This is a genomic window from Streptomyces sp. NPDC056231 (assembly GCF_048270745.1).
In the GTDB taxonomy this organism is placed as follows: Bacteria; Actinomycetota; Actinomycetes; order Streptomycetales; family Streptomycetaceae; genus Streptomyces.
In genome coordinates, this window is sequence record NZ_JBLVKW010000088.1 from 17,410 (window position 1) to 30,518 (window position 13,109).

The window sequence follows — 13,109 nt, forward strand, 5'->3', positions numbered from 1 at the left end:
GGTCTGGGAGGTCGAGATCGTCGACGCTAACGGTGCCGAGCACGAAGTCACCGTCGACGCGCAGACCGGCAAGGTCACAGCGACCAAGGCCGACGAGGACACCGCCAAGGGCGCCCAGCACTCCGACCGCACAGGCGACAGCGACACCGAAGAGGACTGACACAGCCACGGCAGCCCGCCCTCCACGTGGTGATCAGTGCGCGCTGCCGCTGCGGTCGTCGACCGCGGCGCAGGACTGCGTACACCACTCCGGTGACCCGACGGCTGCCTTCCGTACCACGACGTACGGGACCATGGTGAGCAAGGGCGGCTCCCATGGCTCGGGTACGGCGAACAGCCCCGTTCTGTACGTGTCCTGCGTGTAAGGGGAGGTTGGCGGGCCTGCGGCTCTCTGCGGGCCCGCCACTCGCTGGAGAGAGGACCGATCATGACCTCGGACCACGACAGGGTGTGGCGTCGGTGCGTTCACCTGGGCCGTTTCCTGCTGCCGCTGGTGGACCAGGAGCCGTGGCGTCAGGATCGGCGCCGCGGTCGTCGTCCTGGTGGTGACCGACGGCCGCCGCGCCGGCCGCGTCAGCCGCCTCGTGCGCGCCTACTTCACCTCGGGGAACTGAGGTGACCGCCTTGGGACGCCCCGAGAAGCCCGTCGACCGCACCGTCCCGGCCCGCGCGGAGCTTGCAGCGCTCGTCGAGCCACCCGGGCGCCGTACTACATCCATAAGGCACCCGACCCGAACCTCATCTGGAGCCTGGCGGACTTCAGCCGGGCACTGCGCGCCCAGCACGTGTGGGCCGGCTACCCCACCCCTGGCGAGATGGAGCGGATGGCCGGCCCCGGCGAACTGCCGAGCAGGGGCACCAGCGCCCTTGACCGCAGGTCAGCAGGGCAACCGGGGCCAGGGAGCACGAGCTTCCCAAGCTGAGAGCGCGAGTTCGATTCTCGTCACCCGCTCCAGCAGAACCCCCAGATCGTAGACCTGGGGGTTCTTGTCCAGACCGGTAGGCGGTGCGCGCACCACAACCGCACCATTGGCTCTCCGGTGGCTCCTACTTGTGGTGCGCGTGGTCGCGGTTGTGGTGCTTCGCACGTTCGGTGCGTACGAAGTCGTCGAGCCCGGCGGCGACCTCTCGTTCACGCCGGCCAGGCATCAGCCACCACGAAGGAGACGTCCTGAGCGCCTACGTGGGCGTTCTGCCCGACTCCCTCACCACCCACCGACTCGTGGCGCGGCCCCGGTGCCCCAGGTACAGGCAGGCGTCAGTCGATGCGGGCGCAGAGGTCGTCCGTTGCCCCGTGCACCAGGTTTACGGCCTTGTACCCGACGGAGCTGATGTCCATCGTGTACACCCCATCGACAATGTAAAGGCCGCGTGGCAAGTTGCCCTTTCCCTCACCGATACCGGCCAGCACCGGGCCGTGCACGGCCCAGAACTGAGAGCCGTCGGTTCGGTGCTCGACGATGGCCGAGCCGCTCGCGTCGGCGTCGTAGAAGGCACCGGTCTCGGTGTTCGTGATCCGCACGACCAGATCACCCTTGTACGCGACGCGCCTCACGGTACCGTCGGGATAGGTGTCCAGTACAAGCTTCTTCACCTTGTCGACGACGGGTTCGCCGTGGACGGGGAAGTCGCACCGCAGCCCGGCGCCGACGTCCCACGACGTGGAAGGGGCCGGCTCCCACCCGGTGCCGGTGGCGGCGGGTGCGGCCGATGCGGGCTGTACTCCCATGAGTACGGCGGCAAGCACCAGCGTCGCGAGAACGGTTCGTCGCATGACTCTCCCTGGGCAGAGGGTTGAAAGGAAAGTTTCGCCGAAGAGGCGTACGCCAGTGTTTCGCCGGTCTCTGACCAAACCCTCACCACCACCGGCACGGACTGCGGACACTCGGCCCCACTAGGCTGTCGAGCGCCATGGAGTTCCAGTTGCTCGGTCCGTTCGCCGCCCGCCACGAGGGACGACAGGTGCTGGCAGGCAGCCGTCGCCAGGAGCGGTGCCTGCTGTCGGTCCTGCTGCTGCACGCGGGTCGCGCCGTGACGACCGAGCGCCTCATCGACCTGCTGTGGAACGGCGACGCGCCTGCCTCTGCCCGCGGCACCATCCACACCTACGTAGGTCGGTTGCGTGCCGCTCTCAAGCCGTACGGAGTGCCGGTCGAAACCCGGCATGACGGCTACGCCGTCGAGCAGGGCCCTCATACGATCGACGCGCAGGAGTTCACCCTCCTCGTCCGGCAGGCGGCCGATGCCGGTGACCCCGCGGAGCAAGTCCGCCTCTACGACTGGGCCCTCGGGCTGTGGCGGGGCCCGCTGCTCGCCGACGTGGCCGACGACCGGCTGCGCACCCGCCTCGGCGGTCCTCTCGACGAGCTTCGCCTCTCCGCCGTGGAGCGGCGAGCGGAGGTGCAGCTCACCATGGGTCTTCACGACCGCGTCGTGGCGGTTCTGACACCGCTGGTCGAGGAGTATCCAGGGCGGGAACGGCTGGTCGCCGCCCAGATGACCGCTCTCTACCGCGGCGGCCGCCAGGCCGATGCCCTCGGGCTGTACCGCAGCACGCGTAAGGCGCTGGTCACCGAGTTCGGCATCGAACCGGGTGCGGAACTGCAGACGCTGCACGATCGCATGTTGCGCGGCGACCACCGGCTCGACCGGCCTCCCGGACCCGTATACGCCGTGCGGGTCGGCGACCAATGGCTGCCATGGAGCACGAGCGGGCATCCCGCACTGGAGTTCTGCAACACCTACGCAGGCTGGGGCGGGGACCGGCTACCGGGATCGGAGTGGCTGCGAAGCTACGCCACGCTCGCTGTATGGGCCGGCCATATGGACCTGATCGAGGACCAGTTGGTCACCCGGCTGCGTGAACAGGCGCTGCGGCACCCCGACGAGGCTGCCGCAGCGCTCGCCGAGGCTCGGCAATTCCGTACGAAGCTGTATGCCTGCCTGGCCGATCCGGGGGACGCCCGTGCCTTCAAGGCGGTGGCCGGCACCGTGGAGGACGCTGCCAGGCACTCGGTCTTCACCCGTGGCGAGGACGGTCTCGGACGCTGGCAGCCCTCCTCCTCCGCCCGTTTGCGGCTGCCCGTCTGCGCGGTGGCCCGCAGTTCGGGCGAACTGCTCGCGGACCCACGGCGCTTCATGGTTCGCAGCTGCCCCAGTGATGACTGCGGCTGGCTGTTCCTCGACGCAAGCGGGCGCCGCAGATGGTGCAGCTTGGCGACCTGCGGTGCCAAACGAATGGCCAGCGGCCGCTGACGCAGGCACCGACCCCCTCACACCACACCTCCGCTCGCGCGGAGAGGACTGTCGGAGCTCATCGGCGGGGCAGCCGGCTTCCTGACCCGCCACAGCCCCCACGCCGCCCTTTCTCTCGCGGGCGGACCGCCCGTTTAGGCCGATGAAGACTCGTGTTTGCGCTGGTCGTGTGTCACGAACGCTGAAGGAGGCGTCGATGTAGGAGCTTCCGGAAGCGGTGCTGTGCAGGAGATGGAGGTAGGTCCTCCGGGGTCGCCCTGCAGGGGGAGGCTCCAAACCACCGCAGGCTGCGTCGGTTAAGTGCCGTTCGTGGTGAGCGCTGCGGGAAAAGGCGCGGCGATGATCGCGTCAGGTGTGGGTCAGGAAGGCGAGCGAGAGCGAACCGCTGATGACGTGTCGTAACAAACTTCAATGGCGTCGAAACCAGGGGGAGACCAGGGCTCTGGGACAAGTCCGGGGGGAGCCTGCTGACTGCCCGGATGGCGTCCGGCATGTAGGCGGCGCGAGCCTGACCTCGGCTCTTGCACGGAACGTGAGAACCTGTCGCCCCGATACTGCTGCTGGCCTGCGAGGCCGGCGGCGAGAGGGAGAACCCCAAGCGGCCAACACCGCAAGGGGCCGAGTACCGATGCGGGGCACGGGGGCAGACCGTCTCGTAGTAGTGAGGAAGCCCGGTAATGCGGGTGGAGCGAAGGGGACGGTTCATCCAGGTCTGCTTGGCGGTCAACCGGAGTTCCCGGGAGGAGCCGGATGAGCGGACCAAAGCCGTTCGAGATCTCGAAGCATGTGGTCTGGGAGGCGTATCTCAGGGTCAAGGCTAATGGGGGAGCGGCCGGGGTCGACGGCGAGTCGATCGAGCAGTTCGAGGCTGATCTGCGGGGCAACCTCTACAAGCTGTGGAATCGGATGTCGTCGGGCAGCTACTTCCCGCCACCGGTGCGGATGGTGGAGATCCCCAAGCCCGGGGGAGCAGGCAAGGTCAGGGTTCTCGGTGTGCCGACAGTCGCGGACAGAATCGCGCAGACGGCGGCGGCCATGGTCCTGGAACCGGAGGTGGAACCGCTGTTCCACCCTGATTCCTATGGATACCGGCCCCGCCGAAGCGCGCTGGACGCGGTCGAGGTCTGCCGGGAACGGTGCTGGAGGACCGACTGGACGGTCGACGTCGACATCCAGGGGTTCTTCGACAATCTCGACCATGACCTGGTCCTCAAGGCGGTGGCCCATCACACCGATCAGCGGTGGATTCTGCTGTATGTGGAGCGATGGCTGAAGGCTCCGCTGCAGCACAGAAGTGGCGAACTGGTCGCGAGGGATCGCGGGAGTCCCCAGGGCTCGGCGATCTCGCCCCTGTTGGCGAACCTGTTCATGCAATATGCTTTCGACGTCTGGATGGACCGGGTCTTCCCGGGCGTCCGGTTCGAGCGTTACTGCGACGACATGGTGGTTCACTGCCGCACCGAGGCCGAGGCGCACCAGGTGCGTCAGGCGATCGGCCAGCGGCTGGCCGAGTGCGGGGGCTTGCGGCTGCATCCCGACAAGACCCGCATCGTGTACTGCAAGGACGGCAAGAGGCGTGGTTCGTACGAGCACGTCTCGCTCACCTTCCTCGGATACACATTCCGCTCGCGGAAAGTCCGATCGAAGACGGGGAACTACTTCTTCGGCTTCAACCCGGCGATCAGCGACGAGGCGGCCAAGCGTATCCGGGCGCAGATCCGCCGATGGCGGCTGCACCAGCGCAGTGGATCGTCCCTGGCAGACCTCGCACGGGAGATCAATCCCATCGTGCGGGGATGGATCAACTACTACGGCCGGTTCTATCCGTCCGCGTTGGTCCCGAGTCTGAAGGGCATCGATCAGTACCTGATGCGATGGGCCATGCAGAAATACAAACGGCTCCGGCGTCGCCGGAGCCGGGCGTGGCAGGGCTTGGAGAAGACCGCCAAGCTCTACCCGGGGCTCTTCGCCCACTGGAAAATCCTCCGACCTCGAACGACCGGATGGTGGGAGCCGTGTTAATCGAGAGGTTCACGCACGGTTCTGAGAGAGCCGGGACGTGAGATCCCTCCCGGCTACTCGCTAGGACTGCCATGGCGGTGCCGAGCCCTTGCGCAGACAGCTGGCCGGACAGGGCCAGGAGGTGGTCCGCGGGAGAGGCGGCAACGGGCCACAGAGCGAAGTCGGTGGCCTCGTAGGTCTCCAGGACGGCATCCATGATCAGCACGTCCCCAGTGTCGCTCGTCAGATGGTGTGGACGCCTCGCCATTTCTGGGGGCCCGCGTTCTCACGTCTCCCGGGCCGACTCCCTCCGATGACGGTTCGTAGGATGCCGACCGTGGCGCGATTTGATGAAGTCAAGGCAGCGTTGTGGAGCGGTGGGACCTACGGTGTCCAGCCGCCACTGACGGACGAGGTCGTCGCGGAAGCCGAGCAGACGCTGGGCGTCGCGCTTCCGTTGTCGCTGCTCGATCTTCTGCGAGTCGAGAACGGTGGCGAGGTGTCCTCTGACTGGAACGCCTTCCCGACCGACCAGCCGACTTCGTGGAGCGCGGACCATGTGCCCTTCGGTGAATTGATGGGAATCGGTCACCGAGAGCGCATGGTCTCTCTCCTGGACACCCCATACCTGGTCGAGGAATGGGACCTGCCCTCACCGGTCGTGCTGATCTCCGGCGACGGGCACTATTGGATCGCGCTCGACTACCGGGAGTGTGGAAGACAGGGGCAGCCCTCGGTCACCTGGCTCGATACTGACCTTGATATGGAGCTGCGACTTGCTGCGGACTTCCGTTCATTCGTCGAAGGCCTGACTTCCGAAGCGTCCTTCGGCAGTGAGGTCGACGGAGCTTGAAGGGCGAAGCCCGATGTTCACCCCTCGGGCCGTACGCGTACGAAACGGGCGGTCTCGTGGCGCTCGGCTGCCTGGCGCAGTTCAACGAGGAGTGGCTCGGTGAGCATTCGCACGGGGCCGTGGTCCGGGTGGTCTGTCAGCTCGCCCAAGAGGACGGTGCACTACTCGGTGTTTTCGGCCCGGTTGAGCGACCGCAGGCACTTCTTGTCCAGCTTCCCGATGATCGAACGCTGTCCGTCGCGTCGCCCGCCAGGGCCGGGCCTCCACATAACCGTCCTCGACCAGGAAGTCGTAAAGTCCGCCGATCGCTGCCGAATCCCGGTCCCAGGTCGCTTCTCCGACCGTCTCGTCAGCTTCTCCTCGCCGCCAAAGCCGGAACTCCCGGATGTCCGACTCGGTGGCCGACCGCAGGTCCAGGCCCCGGGCGCGAAGGAAGTTCAGCAGCATCACGACGGTGTACGCGTACGAGCGCATGGACTTCGGGTCCAAGCCGTTCAGAGCGATCTTGCGGAACCACGTCGAGACCGGCTCGACCGGCCGCATCGCCTCATCGAGCAGGATCGGTGTACCCGCAGGGATGCGGCGCCGCTCGAAGAGGCTGGTCAGCTCGGCGTGGCCGAGGCCTGCGATCTCGCCGACCTTCCAGACCTTCCGTTTGTTGGCGAAGAAGAGCTGCACCGATTCCCCCGAGGAGTGATGCCACCGTTCCGAAGAACCCGACAGTCACCCCAACGGACGATCACTTAAGCAGCTACGGGCGACTCCCGAGACTCACCCGAATGAGACATCTCAAGGTGTCTGGAGAACCGTCGAACTTCGGCTCGTACCACCAGCCAGGACCGTCCGGGAGGGTCGGGACCGCCTGGGCCAGCGCCACCTTGGCTCTGTTCGCGAGAACGGACGGCAGCTGTGCACCGGTTTGGGAGGCAGCCAACGCCTGCCTGCGAATCGAAATGTTCACGGGTTCTGACAGCACTGGTGTAAAGGTGGTTGCCTTCGGGGGTGCTGAATCATGGCGGTCGGCAGCTGTCTAAGGTCACGTGCATGTCGAGGACCACACCGCCGCGCCCGCTCGATGTCGAGGCGCTCTTCCCGGAGCTGGTGACCTGCCGAGGCACCACCACCCGGCTCCATCCACGCCCAGGCCGACCGGACGTGGCGGACAGTTCCGTGGGAGGTCCGCTGCTGTGGCCGACGACCGAACCCTGGCCGGTGTGCACCGAGCCGCACAGCCACGCGCGTGGCCTACGCCCGGCGGACATCCACCTGCAGCGGCAGATCCTGGCTTCCGCATGGCTCCGCGAACCGAACCCGGGCCCCACGGACGAAGAACGGCAGCTGCTGCAAGAACTAGGTCAAGAACACCGCACCAAAGAGGCTGCTGCGAACGATCCACTGCCGCTGATCGGCCTGGCTCAGCTGTACCGCAGGGACATCCCCGACCTGCCGGCCGGACCGGACGACTGCGATCTGCTGCAGGTGTTCTGGTGCCCCTTCGACGCGCACGGCCCGACCGGCTACGGCATGCTGCTCGATCTGCGCTGGCGCCGGTCGTGGGAGGTCGCCGAGGTGGTGACTGCGCCGCCGCAGCCGCAGGTCGTCGGCTTCGAGGGGTACGTGCCCGAGCCGTGCGTGCTGCACCCGGAGCAAGTGGCCACCTACCCGTTCGCCGGTCTTCTCCCGGAGGACCTGTGCGCCGGGATCGACGCTTGGGAAGAAGTGCTGGAGGAGGAGGCCGAGCGGTCGGCGGACGAAGACGCCGCTGCGCCGGTGGGCTATCAGTACGACCTATCCATCCCACCAGGCTGGCGTGCCGGCGGTTTCGCCTCCTGGCACGTCACCGACCCGTACCCCATGGACTGCCTGACCTGCTCGACACCGATGCACCTGCTGCTGACCATCGACAGCTCGGAATGGGACGGAGGCAGCGGCAGCTGGAAGCCGCTGGAAGAACAGGACTTGCCGACACACCTGTACGCCCGTCCGACCGAGGTCACTGTTGGCCGCTGGGGCGAACTCAACATCTTCGCCTGCCCCGAAGAACCCAGCCACCCGCACCGCTGGAGCATCCAGTAAGCCGCTCGGCCGGTCGCGCCGCCCCGCAGGTAGGTGAAGAAGACCAGGAAGGCGCAGACGGCGACGAGGGCGGCGATCTCGACGACGACACTCTCGGTGGCCAGGGTGTGCCGCAGCGTTCCGGCGGCGACGAGTGCGAGTACCGCCAGCGCGCCGACGAGCGCGGTGAGCCAGGGACCGAAGGCGACGGCGGTGACCGCCACGGCGACCACCAGCAGGTGCGCGAGATGGATGTCCGGTGGCAGGAACGCGTCGGCCACGGGGATCGCGAAGGTCAGCAGGAGAGGGCCTGCCAGCCACAGCCAGTGCGGCGCCGCGCCGAGCGGGGACCGCAGGGTCTCGGCCACGGAGATGGTGATGCTCGCAGGGCTCACATGGTGCTCCAGAACTGGTCGTCCTGCCCCAACCAACACGTGGCCGTCCGTCCGCAATTCCCCTGCACTGCTCGGCAGGCCGGGTGGGCGCCCGCACGTGGGGCCCCCGGCCCCTCCCAGGAGGCCGTCAGCTCCCTCGTCGGCCACGGCCGGGCCAGGGGGCGTCCGACACGCCCCCGGCCCCTCCTCCCGTCACCACGGGCCCTTCGAGCGGTTACGGACGTTGGCCGATCCGGTCGACGACGCCCACCTCCTGACTGCTGCGCATCTCGAAGTACCTGTCGACCTGCCGCCACTCGCCGTCGACGCGCTTCGCATTGCTGCCCTTGAGACGAATGCCCAGGTAGTCGTAGGTCTCACGGTCGAAGACGAAGGTGAAGGTCAGGTGGGGGTACGACACCCCGACCCCGTGCCGGCCCAGAGCGTCGACCTCGTCCTCGTCCACCTTGATGCGTGGCAGTTTCGCCAGGGCCTCGAAAGCGGTGGCCTGCAGGCCGGGCGGCATGACCCGCGGCCCCTGCATGAGCAGACATGCCTTCGTGAACACCATCCTGTCGGGGTCGGGTGCGAGCCCGCCGGCCTTGCCCCCCTTCGCCCCGGACGGCTCGACGACCTCGACGCGCCCGTGGCCGAGCCACTTGAGGAGCTCGTCGGGGTCGGTCGGCCACTTCTGCAGCTTTGCGTATTCATTGGGCGGCCACTGCACCTCGTGCTCGCCCAGCGGGGGATCGTTGTGGATCTTGCCGTGCTCCTGCCGGCGCGAGGGCCTGGAGCCGTCCACCGACAGCCAGCTCTCGTCCGTCCACGTCCTGGTCTTCCCGCCCTTCACGGGGGTTCGCGTGATGTAGGTCTTGGTGTAGAAGTACTGGTCGTTGCGCGGGATCGGCAGGCTGGCGCCGGTGGACCGCGTCCTGTCCGCGGCCTTGTGCAGCACCTGCGCCGCGCTGAGGGTGGTCATCCTCGGGGAACGGGGGTCCCCGCCGTCTACTGAGGCCACCAGTACGGTTCCCGCCGCTGCCGCGGCGACCGTCGCGGCCACCGCGACACGGAACACCGTCCGCCTGGGCAGAGCGAGAGCGACTCCCCTGCGGCTCTCCCGGCCGATGGCGGTCATCAGCCGGGTGCGGGCGGCGGCACGGGCCTTGGCGGTCAGGGGGGGCGTGTCCGCCTCCAACTCCTTCACGGAGGTGAGGTCATCCATGATCGGGCTCCTCCTGGAACTCTTGCAGGGCTGTGGGATCGGACCCGCCCAATGCGTCGCGCAGTCTCCTTCGAGCCCGGTGCAGCCGTGAGCGGACGGTGCCCACCGGCACCCCCAGGGCCTCCGCGGCCTCCGCGTAGTCGAGATCACCCCAGGCGATCACCAGCAGCACGTCCCGGTAGCGGGGCGGCAGCTTGGCGATGCAGCCCGCCAGCGCACCTCGGGCGCTCTCGGCGGTGACCCGGTCGGCCACCCGCTCGGCCATCGGCTCGGCGCCTCCCTCGTCCGGGACGCCGGCGGCGACCCGCGCCAGCGCCCGGAGATGGCGCGCCTCGGCCCTCCGGTGCTCACCGACGAGATTGGTGACGATCCCGTACAGCCACGGGCGCGCCTGAGCCCTCGACAGGTCGTAGCGGCGCCGTCGCTGGAAGGCGATCACGAAGGTCTCCGCCATCAGATCGTCCGCCACGTCGGCACCCAGCCGCCGGGCCGCGTACCGGTGGATGTCGTCGGCGTAGCGGTCGAACAGCACGGCGAAGGCATCGGGCTCGTCCCAGGACCGTTCGATCACCGAGGCGTCGGAGTCCGACCGCTCGTTCGTGCCCTCGGCACGGTGGACTCCGACGCTCGGTGAAACGGTCATCGGTCGCCTCTTAGGCTCATGTTTTTCCCTCGAAGACGCGGGCATGGTCACCCGCTGTTCGCCGATGGCCCGATTCGAGTTCCCGTTCCTGTGCGCGCAGGGCCCACTCGTGTGCCGGCACCCGACGCGGCGGCGCATTGGTCCCCTCCGTCACCCGGCGTTCGCAGTTGCCGGAGGCAGGAGATGCCCGTGCACGGCCGCCCAGGCGCGGGAAGCCGTGAGGCCTTCCTCGAACGCGATGTCCTGGTGGGACCAGACCATGCCCAGCCCGGCCAACTGCTCCACCCGTCCCGGGTCCAGACGCCCGGCTTTGTGGGTTTTGCGCTGGTCGGCGAGCCATGTCCCGAGCGGGAACCCGGCCGGCACCCAGGTATCGGGGGTGACGTAGCCGTACGGCACCCGCAGCTGCCCTGCCCCGGTCTCCTTCACGTACCGCACGCATGCCTGGATACCGCGGCGCCAGAACGTGTTCTCCGGCTCGATGACCCGCAGCTTCACGAACTGGGCCAGCAACGCGGGATCCCGGGGTGTGTTGAACCTCAGCAGCTCCCGCGCGGGCGCACTCGCTCCCCGCTCACCCACGGCTTCGCCTTCCGCGCTCTCCTCGACCACCCAACTGCCGCTTCGGATACGGGGATCCGCGAGGTGTTCGATCGTTTCGGTGTCGTGTGCCCGCATCGATATTATCTAGGGGTGGTTCGGGTGTGAGGGATGTTTGTTTGGGTTGTCACCTGCGGGAATGATTGCGAGGCAATCTCGGGGTGAGGGTGGGGGAGTGGTGGTTACGTTCGGCACGTGCGTCTTCGAGGCCGAGGGCGCGGAGGTGCTGCTCAGCGCACCCCGGGTGCCGCGGATGAATGCCCACTGCGAGCGAGTCATCGGCACGATCCGCCGAGAGGCGCTCGACCAGGTTCTGATCATGAACGAAGCCCACGCCCGACGCGTCCTCGCCGAGTACCAGGAGCACTACAACTCCCATCGGCCACACAGATCACGAGACCAACAACCACCCGAAGCCCCGGAACAGCTGCCGGTCTTGCCTGTGGGTGCGCCATGCAGGCTCCTGCGTACCCGCATTCTCGGCGGAGTCATCAACCAGTACCAGTACGTGGCTTGAGCTGCAGCGATGACTTTTCGAGCCCCACACCCTCACCGCCAGCTCCGAAGCCATGATCCACGTCGTCTCGATGGACAACCTTGCCAAGCGCATAACGGACGAGACCACACCAACCTGGCGAGGAACCTACTAGAACTTAAAGGGCAATTCGGCTAGATCAAACGCCCTCTGAGGTCCCGGCTGCCACGAGAACAACGGGCAGGGCTTATGGACTTTATGTCCCCAGCCTTGCCTGGCCTCGCCCGAACCGGGAGGCACCGCTCAAGTACAGGGGATCGCTGGGCAGTGTGTCGCTCATCGCGATGTTGTCGGTCCGGCCGGGGCCGCCGTTGGCCGTCGGGAGAGACGTCTCGCGCCCTGCTCACAGACCGGGTGCCTGGAAGCCGTTCAGGTACCAGAGGGTGGCGGCGTACCAGATCAGGGCGATCGCGGTGACGAGGGTGCCTCCAGCCAGAGGGAGTGCCCAGCTGGGCCAGTGGCGATGGCGGACCACGATGACCTTGGCGACGAAGGCCCCGTAGAGGAAGCAGCCGGTGAGCGAGTGCACCGCCACGCGGGTGTCGGTCAGCTGGACGCCGTAGGTGGTGATGCAGTGCTGAGCGATGGGGAGGGAGAGGAGAAAGGCGGTCAGACCGATGAGGCGGTGCGTCGTGTTGACCCGGTGCGGTGCGGTTCCCAGTGCGGGCAGGCGGCCGTACATCCAGAGAGCGAGTAGTAGCTGAATCAGCGCCAGGCCCAGTAGTGCGGAGCCGAGTTGGGCTTTGAGCAGTCTGGCGTCGTCGCCGCGCTGTCCGAAGATGCTGTTCTCGTAGGCGGGGGTGTGTACCCGGCCGTACCAGTAGAGGCCGACCATGACCGCCACGGGCAGGAGCATCCACAGGATGCCGTAGCGCCGTCGGTGGTTGGCAGGGTGAGCGAGGCCGTCCACGTGATCAGCCGCCCCCGCTCTCGGTCTTGCCGCCCTGGAACTGGACTGCACACCACGTGGTACCGAGCGCGGCGCTGGGAGTGCCGGTGGTGCGGGCCGACGGCCCGGAGACAAAGCGAGGATCGGTGCGGGCGGATGCGACCGCCGCCGGTCCGGGCTGCGGGCTCACGGCGATCGTCGTCCTTCTGCCGCCGGAGCAACCGATGTGCATCGTGGCACGCATGGCGTCAGCGGCAACCGAGCCGGTCGCGAGGCGAGGGTTTCTCAACAGGTTCTCCAGGCGTTGCGGGCCGATCTCGCCAGTACGTCCGAAGAGACCCGTCCGGGTCCAGTCGGCGCGCCAGCAGGTACGCGGAGTCCTTCGACGACTTCCTGCAGCGCCTCGAACGCTGCCTCCGTGAGGCGGGCCCCGCCGGTCCCACCTGCTGACTACTTCCACTGTGCTGCTGCCGCCGCCCGGCCGACGACCTGCCGATCGTGCTGTCGGCCGCAGTGATCACATCAGCATGCGACCAAATGCTCGCTCTGATGACCTGGAGTTCTGTCCAGCAGCAGTTCCTCGGGCTCTGTCAGGTTGCCGAAGGGGCGTGGGAGGCTCTTGATGGTGGTCGTTGCGGGAGGGGCCGTCGTGGAGTCCGAGGTGTCGCCGTCGTACAAGGGG

The 13,109-nt window shown here is 67.6% G+C and carries 14 protein-coding genes and 1 pseudogene; 8 read left to right on the forward strand and 7 right to left on the reverse strand.

The genetic code is table 11. The features are described from left to right. Positions 1-160 (forward strand): PepSY domain-containing protein (locus ACNPQM_RS37600; RefSeq protein WP_418087481.1); only part of this gene is annotated, 160 nt, incomplete at its 5' end. 1,098 nt (positions 161-1,258) lie between these two features. On the opposite strand, the gene ACNPQM_RS37605 is transcribed toward ACNPQM_RS37600, so the two are convergent. Further along, the gene (locus ACNPQM_RS37605; RefSeq protein WP_358861229.1) at positions 1,259-1,774 is read right to left on the reverse strand and encodes a hypothetical protein; all 516 of its coding nucleotides are present in this window, start codon (positions 1,772-1,774) and stop codon (positions 1,259-1,261) included. A gap of 137 nt (positions 1,775-1,911) precedes the next feature. On the opposite strand from ACNPQM_RS37605, the gene ACNPQM_RS37610 reads away from it, so the two are divergent. From ACNPQM_RS37610 to ACNPQM_RS37620, 3 genes are all read left to right on the forward strand, one after another. After that, entirely contained in the window at positions 1,912-3,255 is a 1,344-nt protein-coding gene (locus ACNPQM_RS37610) for a BTAD domain-containing putative transcriptional regulator (RefSeq protein ID WP_418087472.1), read from the forward strand. A 750-nt stretch (positions 3,256-4,005) separates the two neighbouring features. Further along, positions 4,006-5,277: a group II intron reverse transcriptase/maturase gene (gene ltrA, locus ACNPQM_RS37615; protein ID WP_418087473.1), complete on the forward strand. Its 1,272-nt coding sequence runs from the start codon at positions 4,006-4,008 to the stop codon at positions 5,275-5,277. A 316-nt stretch (positions 5,278-5,593) separates the two neighbouring features. Further along, a complete protein-coding gene (locus ACNPQM_RS37620) occupies positions 5,594-6,109 on the forward strand; it encodes an SMI1/KNR4 family protein (RefSeq protein WP_418087474.1) in 516 nt (171 codons plus the stop codon). 81 nt (positions 6,110-6,190) lie between these two features. On the opposite strand, the gene ACNPQM_RS37625 is transcribed toward ACNPQM_RS37620, so the two are convergent. After that, positions 6,191-6,583 (reverse strand): site-specific integrase, encoded by a 393-nt coding sequence (locus ACNPQM_RS37625; protein ID WP_418087482.1) that lies wholly within the window; start codon positions 6,581-6,583, stop codon positions 6,191-6,193. On the opposite strand from ACNPQM_RS37625, the gene ACNPQM_RS37630 reads away from it, so the two are divergent. Next, positions 6,495-6,806, forward strand: coding sequence for a hypothetical protein (locus tag ACNPQM_RS37630; RefSeq protein ID WP_418087485.1), 312 nt, complete (start codon positions 6,495-6,497; stop codon positions 6,804-6,806). The genes ACNPQM_RS37625 and ACNPQM_RS37630 overlap by 89 nt on opposite strands. A gap of 347 nt (positions 6,807-7,153) precedes the next feature. Next, positions 7,154-8,185: a hypothetical protein gene (locus ACNPQM_RS37635; RefSeq protein ID WP_418087475.1), complete on the forward strand. Its 1,032-nt coding sequence runs from the start codon at positions 7,154-7,156 to the stop codon at positions 8,183-8,185. 588 nt (positions 8,186-8,773) lie between these two features. Here the strand turns inward: ACNPQM_RS37635 and ACNPQM_RS37640 are convergent. The 3 genes from ACNPQM_RS37640 to ACNPQM_RS37650 form a co-directional block, all read right to left on the reverse strand. Beyond that, entirely contained in the window at positions 8,774-9,760 is a 987-nt protein-coding gene (locus ACNPQM_RS37640; protein WP_418087476.1) for a CU044_5270 family protein, read from the reverse strand. Beyond that, positions 9,753-10,403: an RNA polymerase sigma factor gene (locus tag ACNPQM_RS37645; protein WP_383064764.1), complete on the reverse strand. Its 651-nt coding sequence runs from the start codon at positions 10,401-10,403 to the stop codon at positions 9,753-9,755. The genes ACNPQM_RS37640 and ACNPQM_RS37645 overlap by 8 nt, the downstream gene beginning before the upstream one ends. Positions 10,404-10,553: 150 nt before the next feature. Then, the gene (locus tag ACNPQM_RS37650) at positions 10,554-11,081 is read right to left on the reverse strand and encodes a helicase associated domain-containing protein (RefSeq protein ID WP_418087477.1); all 528 of its coding nucleotides are present in this window, start codon (positions 11,079-11,081) and stop codon (positions 10,554-10,556) included. Between the two features lie 97 nt (positions 11,082-11,178). Here ACNPQM_RS37650 and ACNPQM_RS37655 point away from each other — a divergent pair, with 97 nt between their 5' ends. Beyond that, a complete protein-coding gene (locus tag ACNPQM_RS37655) occupies positions 11,179-11,520 on the forward strand; it encodes an integrase core domain-containing protein (RefSeq protein ID WP_418087478.1) in 342 nt (113 codons plus the stop codon). Positions 11,521-11,548: 28 nt separating this feature from the next. Then, positions 11,549-11,653: pseudogene (locus tag ACNPQM_RS37660) on the forward strand (IS5/IS1182 family transposase); the annotation flags it as partial. Positions 11,654-11,881: 228 nt separating this feature from the next. Here ACNPQM_RS37660 and ACNPQM_RS37665 read toward each other — a convergent pair. Together ACNPQM_RS37665 and ACNPQM_RS37670 are read right to left on the reverse strand one after the other, a co-directional pair. Beyond that, the gene (locus ACNPQM_RS37665; protein WP_418087479.1) at positions 11,882-12,448 is read right to left on the reverse strand and encodes a DUF6529 family protein; all 567 of its coding nucleotides are present in this window, start codon (positions 12,446-12,448) and stop codon (positions 11,882-11,884) included. A gap of 4 nt (positions 12,449-12,452) precedes the next feature. Next, on the reverse strand, positions 12,453-12,716 hold the full coding sequence (locus ACNPQM_RS37670; RefSeq protein WP_418087480.1) for a hypothetical protein: 264 nt from the start codon (positions 12,714-12,716) through the stop codon (positions 12,453-12,455). Between the last annotated feature and the right edge of the window lie 393 nt (positions 12,717-13,109).

Bases quoted from the DNA above. Each gene is read 5' to 3' on its own strand.
- ltrA (WP_418087473.1), top strand. From the start codon at position 4,006: ATGAGCGGACCAAAGCCGTTCGAGATCTCGAAGCATGTGGTCTGGGAG.
- ACNPQM_RS37610 (WP_418087472.1), top strand. From the start codon at position 1,912: ATGGAGTTCCAGTTGCTCGGTCCGTTCGCCGCCCGCCACGAGGGACGA.
- ACNPQM_RS37625 (WP_418087482.1), bottom strand. From the start codon at position 6,583: ATGCGCTCGTACGCGTACACCGTCGTGATGCTGCTGAACTTCCTTCGC.
- ACNPQM_RS37635 (WP_418087475.1), top strand. From the start codon at position 7,154: ATGTCGAGGACCACACCGCCGCGCCCGCTCGATGTCGAGGCGCTCTTC.
- ACNPQM_RS37630 (WP_418087485.1), top strand. From the start codon at position 6,495: ATGTCCGACTCGGTGGCCGACCGCAGGTCCAGGCCCCGGGCGCGAAGG.
- ACNPQM_RS37640 (WP_418087476.1), bottom strand. From the start codon at position 9,760: ATGGATGACCTCACCTCCGTGAAGGAGTTGGAGGCGGACACGCCCCCC.
- ACNPQM_RS37645 (WP_383064764.1), bottom strand. From the start codon at position 10,403: ATGACCGTTTCACCGAGCGTCGGAGTCCACCGTGCCGAGGGCACGAAC.
- ACNPQM_RS37650 (WP_418087477.1), bottom strand. From the start codon at position 11,081: ATGCGGGCACACGACACCGAAACGATCGAACACCTCGCGGATCCCCGT.
- ACNPQM_RS37605 (WP_358861229.1), bottom strand. From the start codon at position 1,774: ATGCGACGAACCGTTCTCGCGACGCTGGTGCTTGCCGCCGTACTCATG.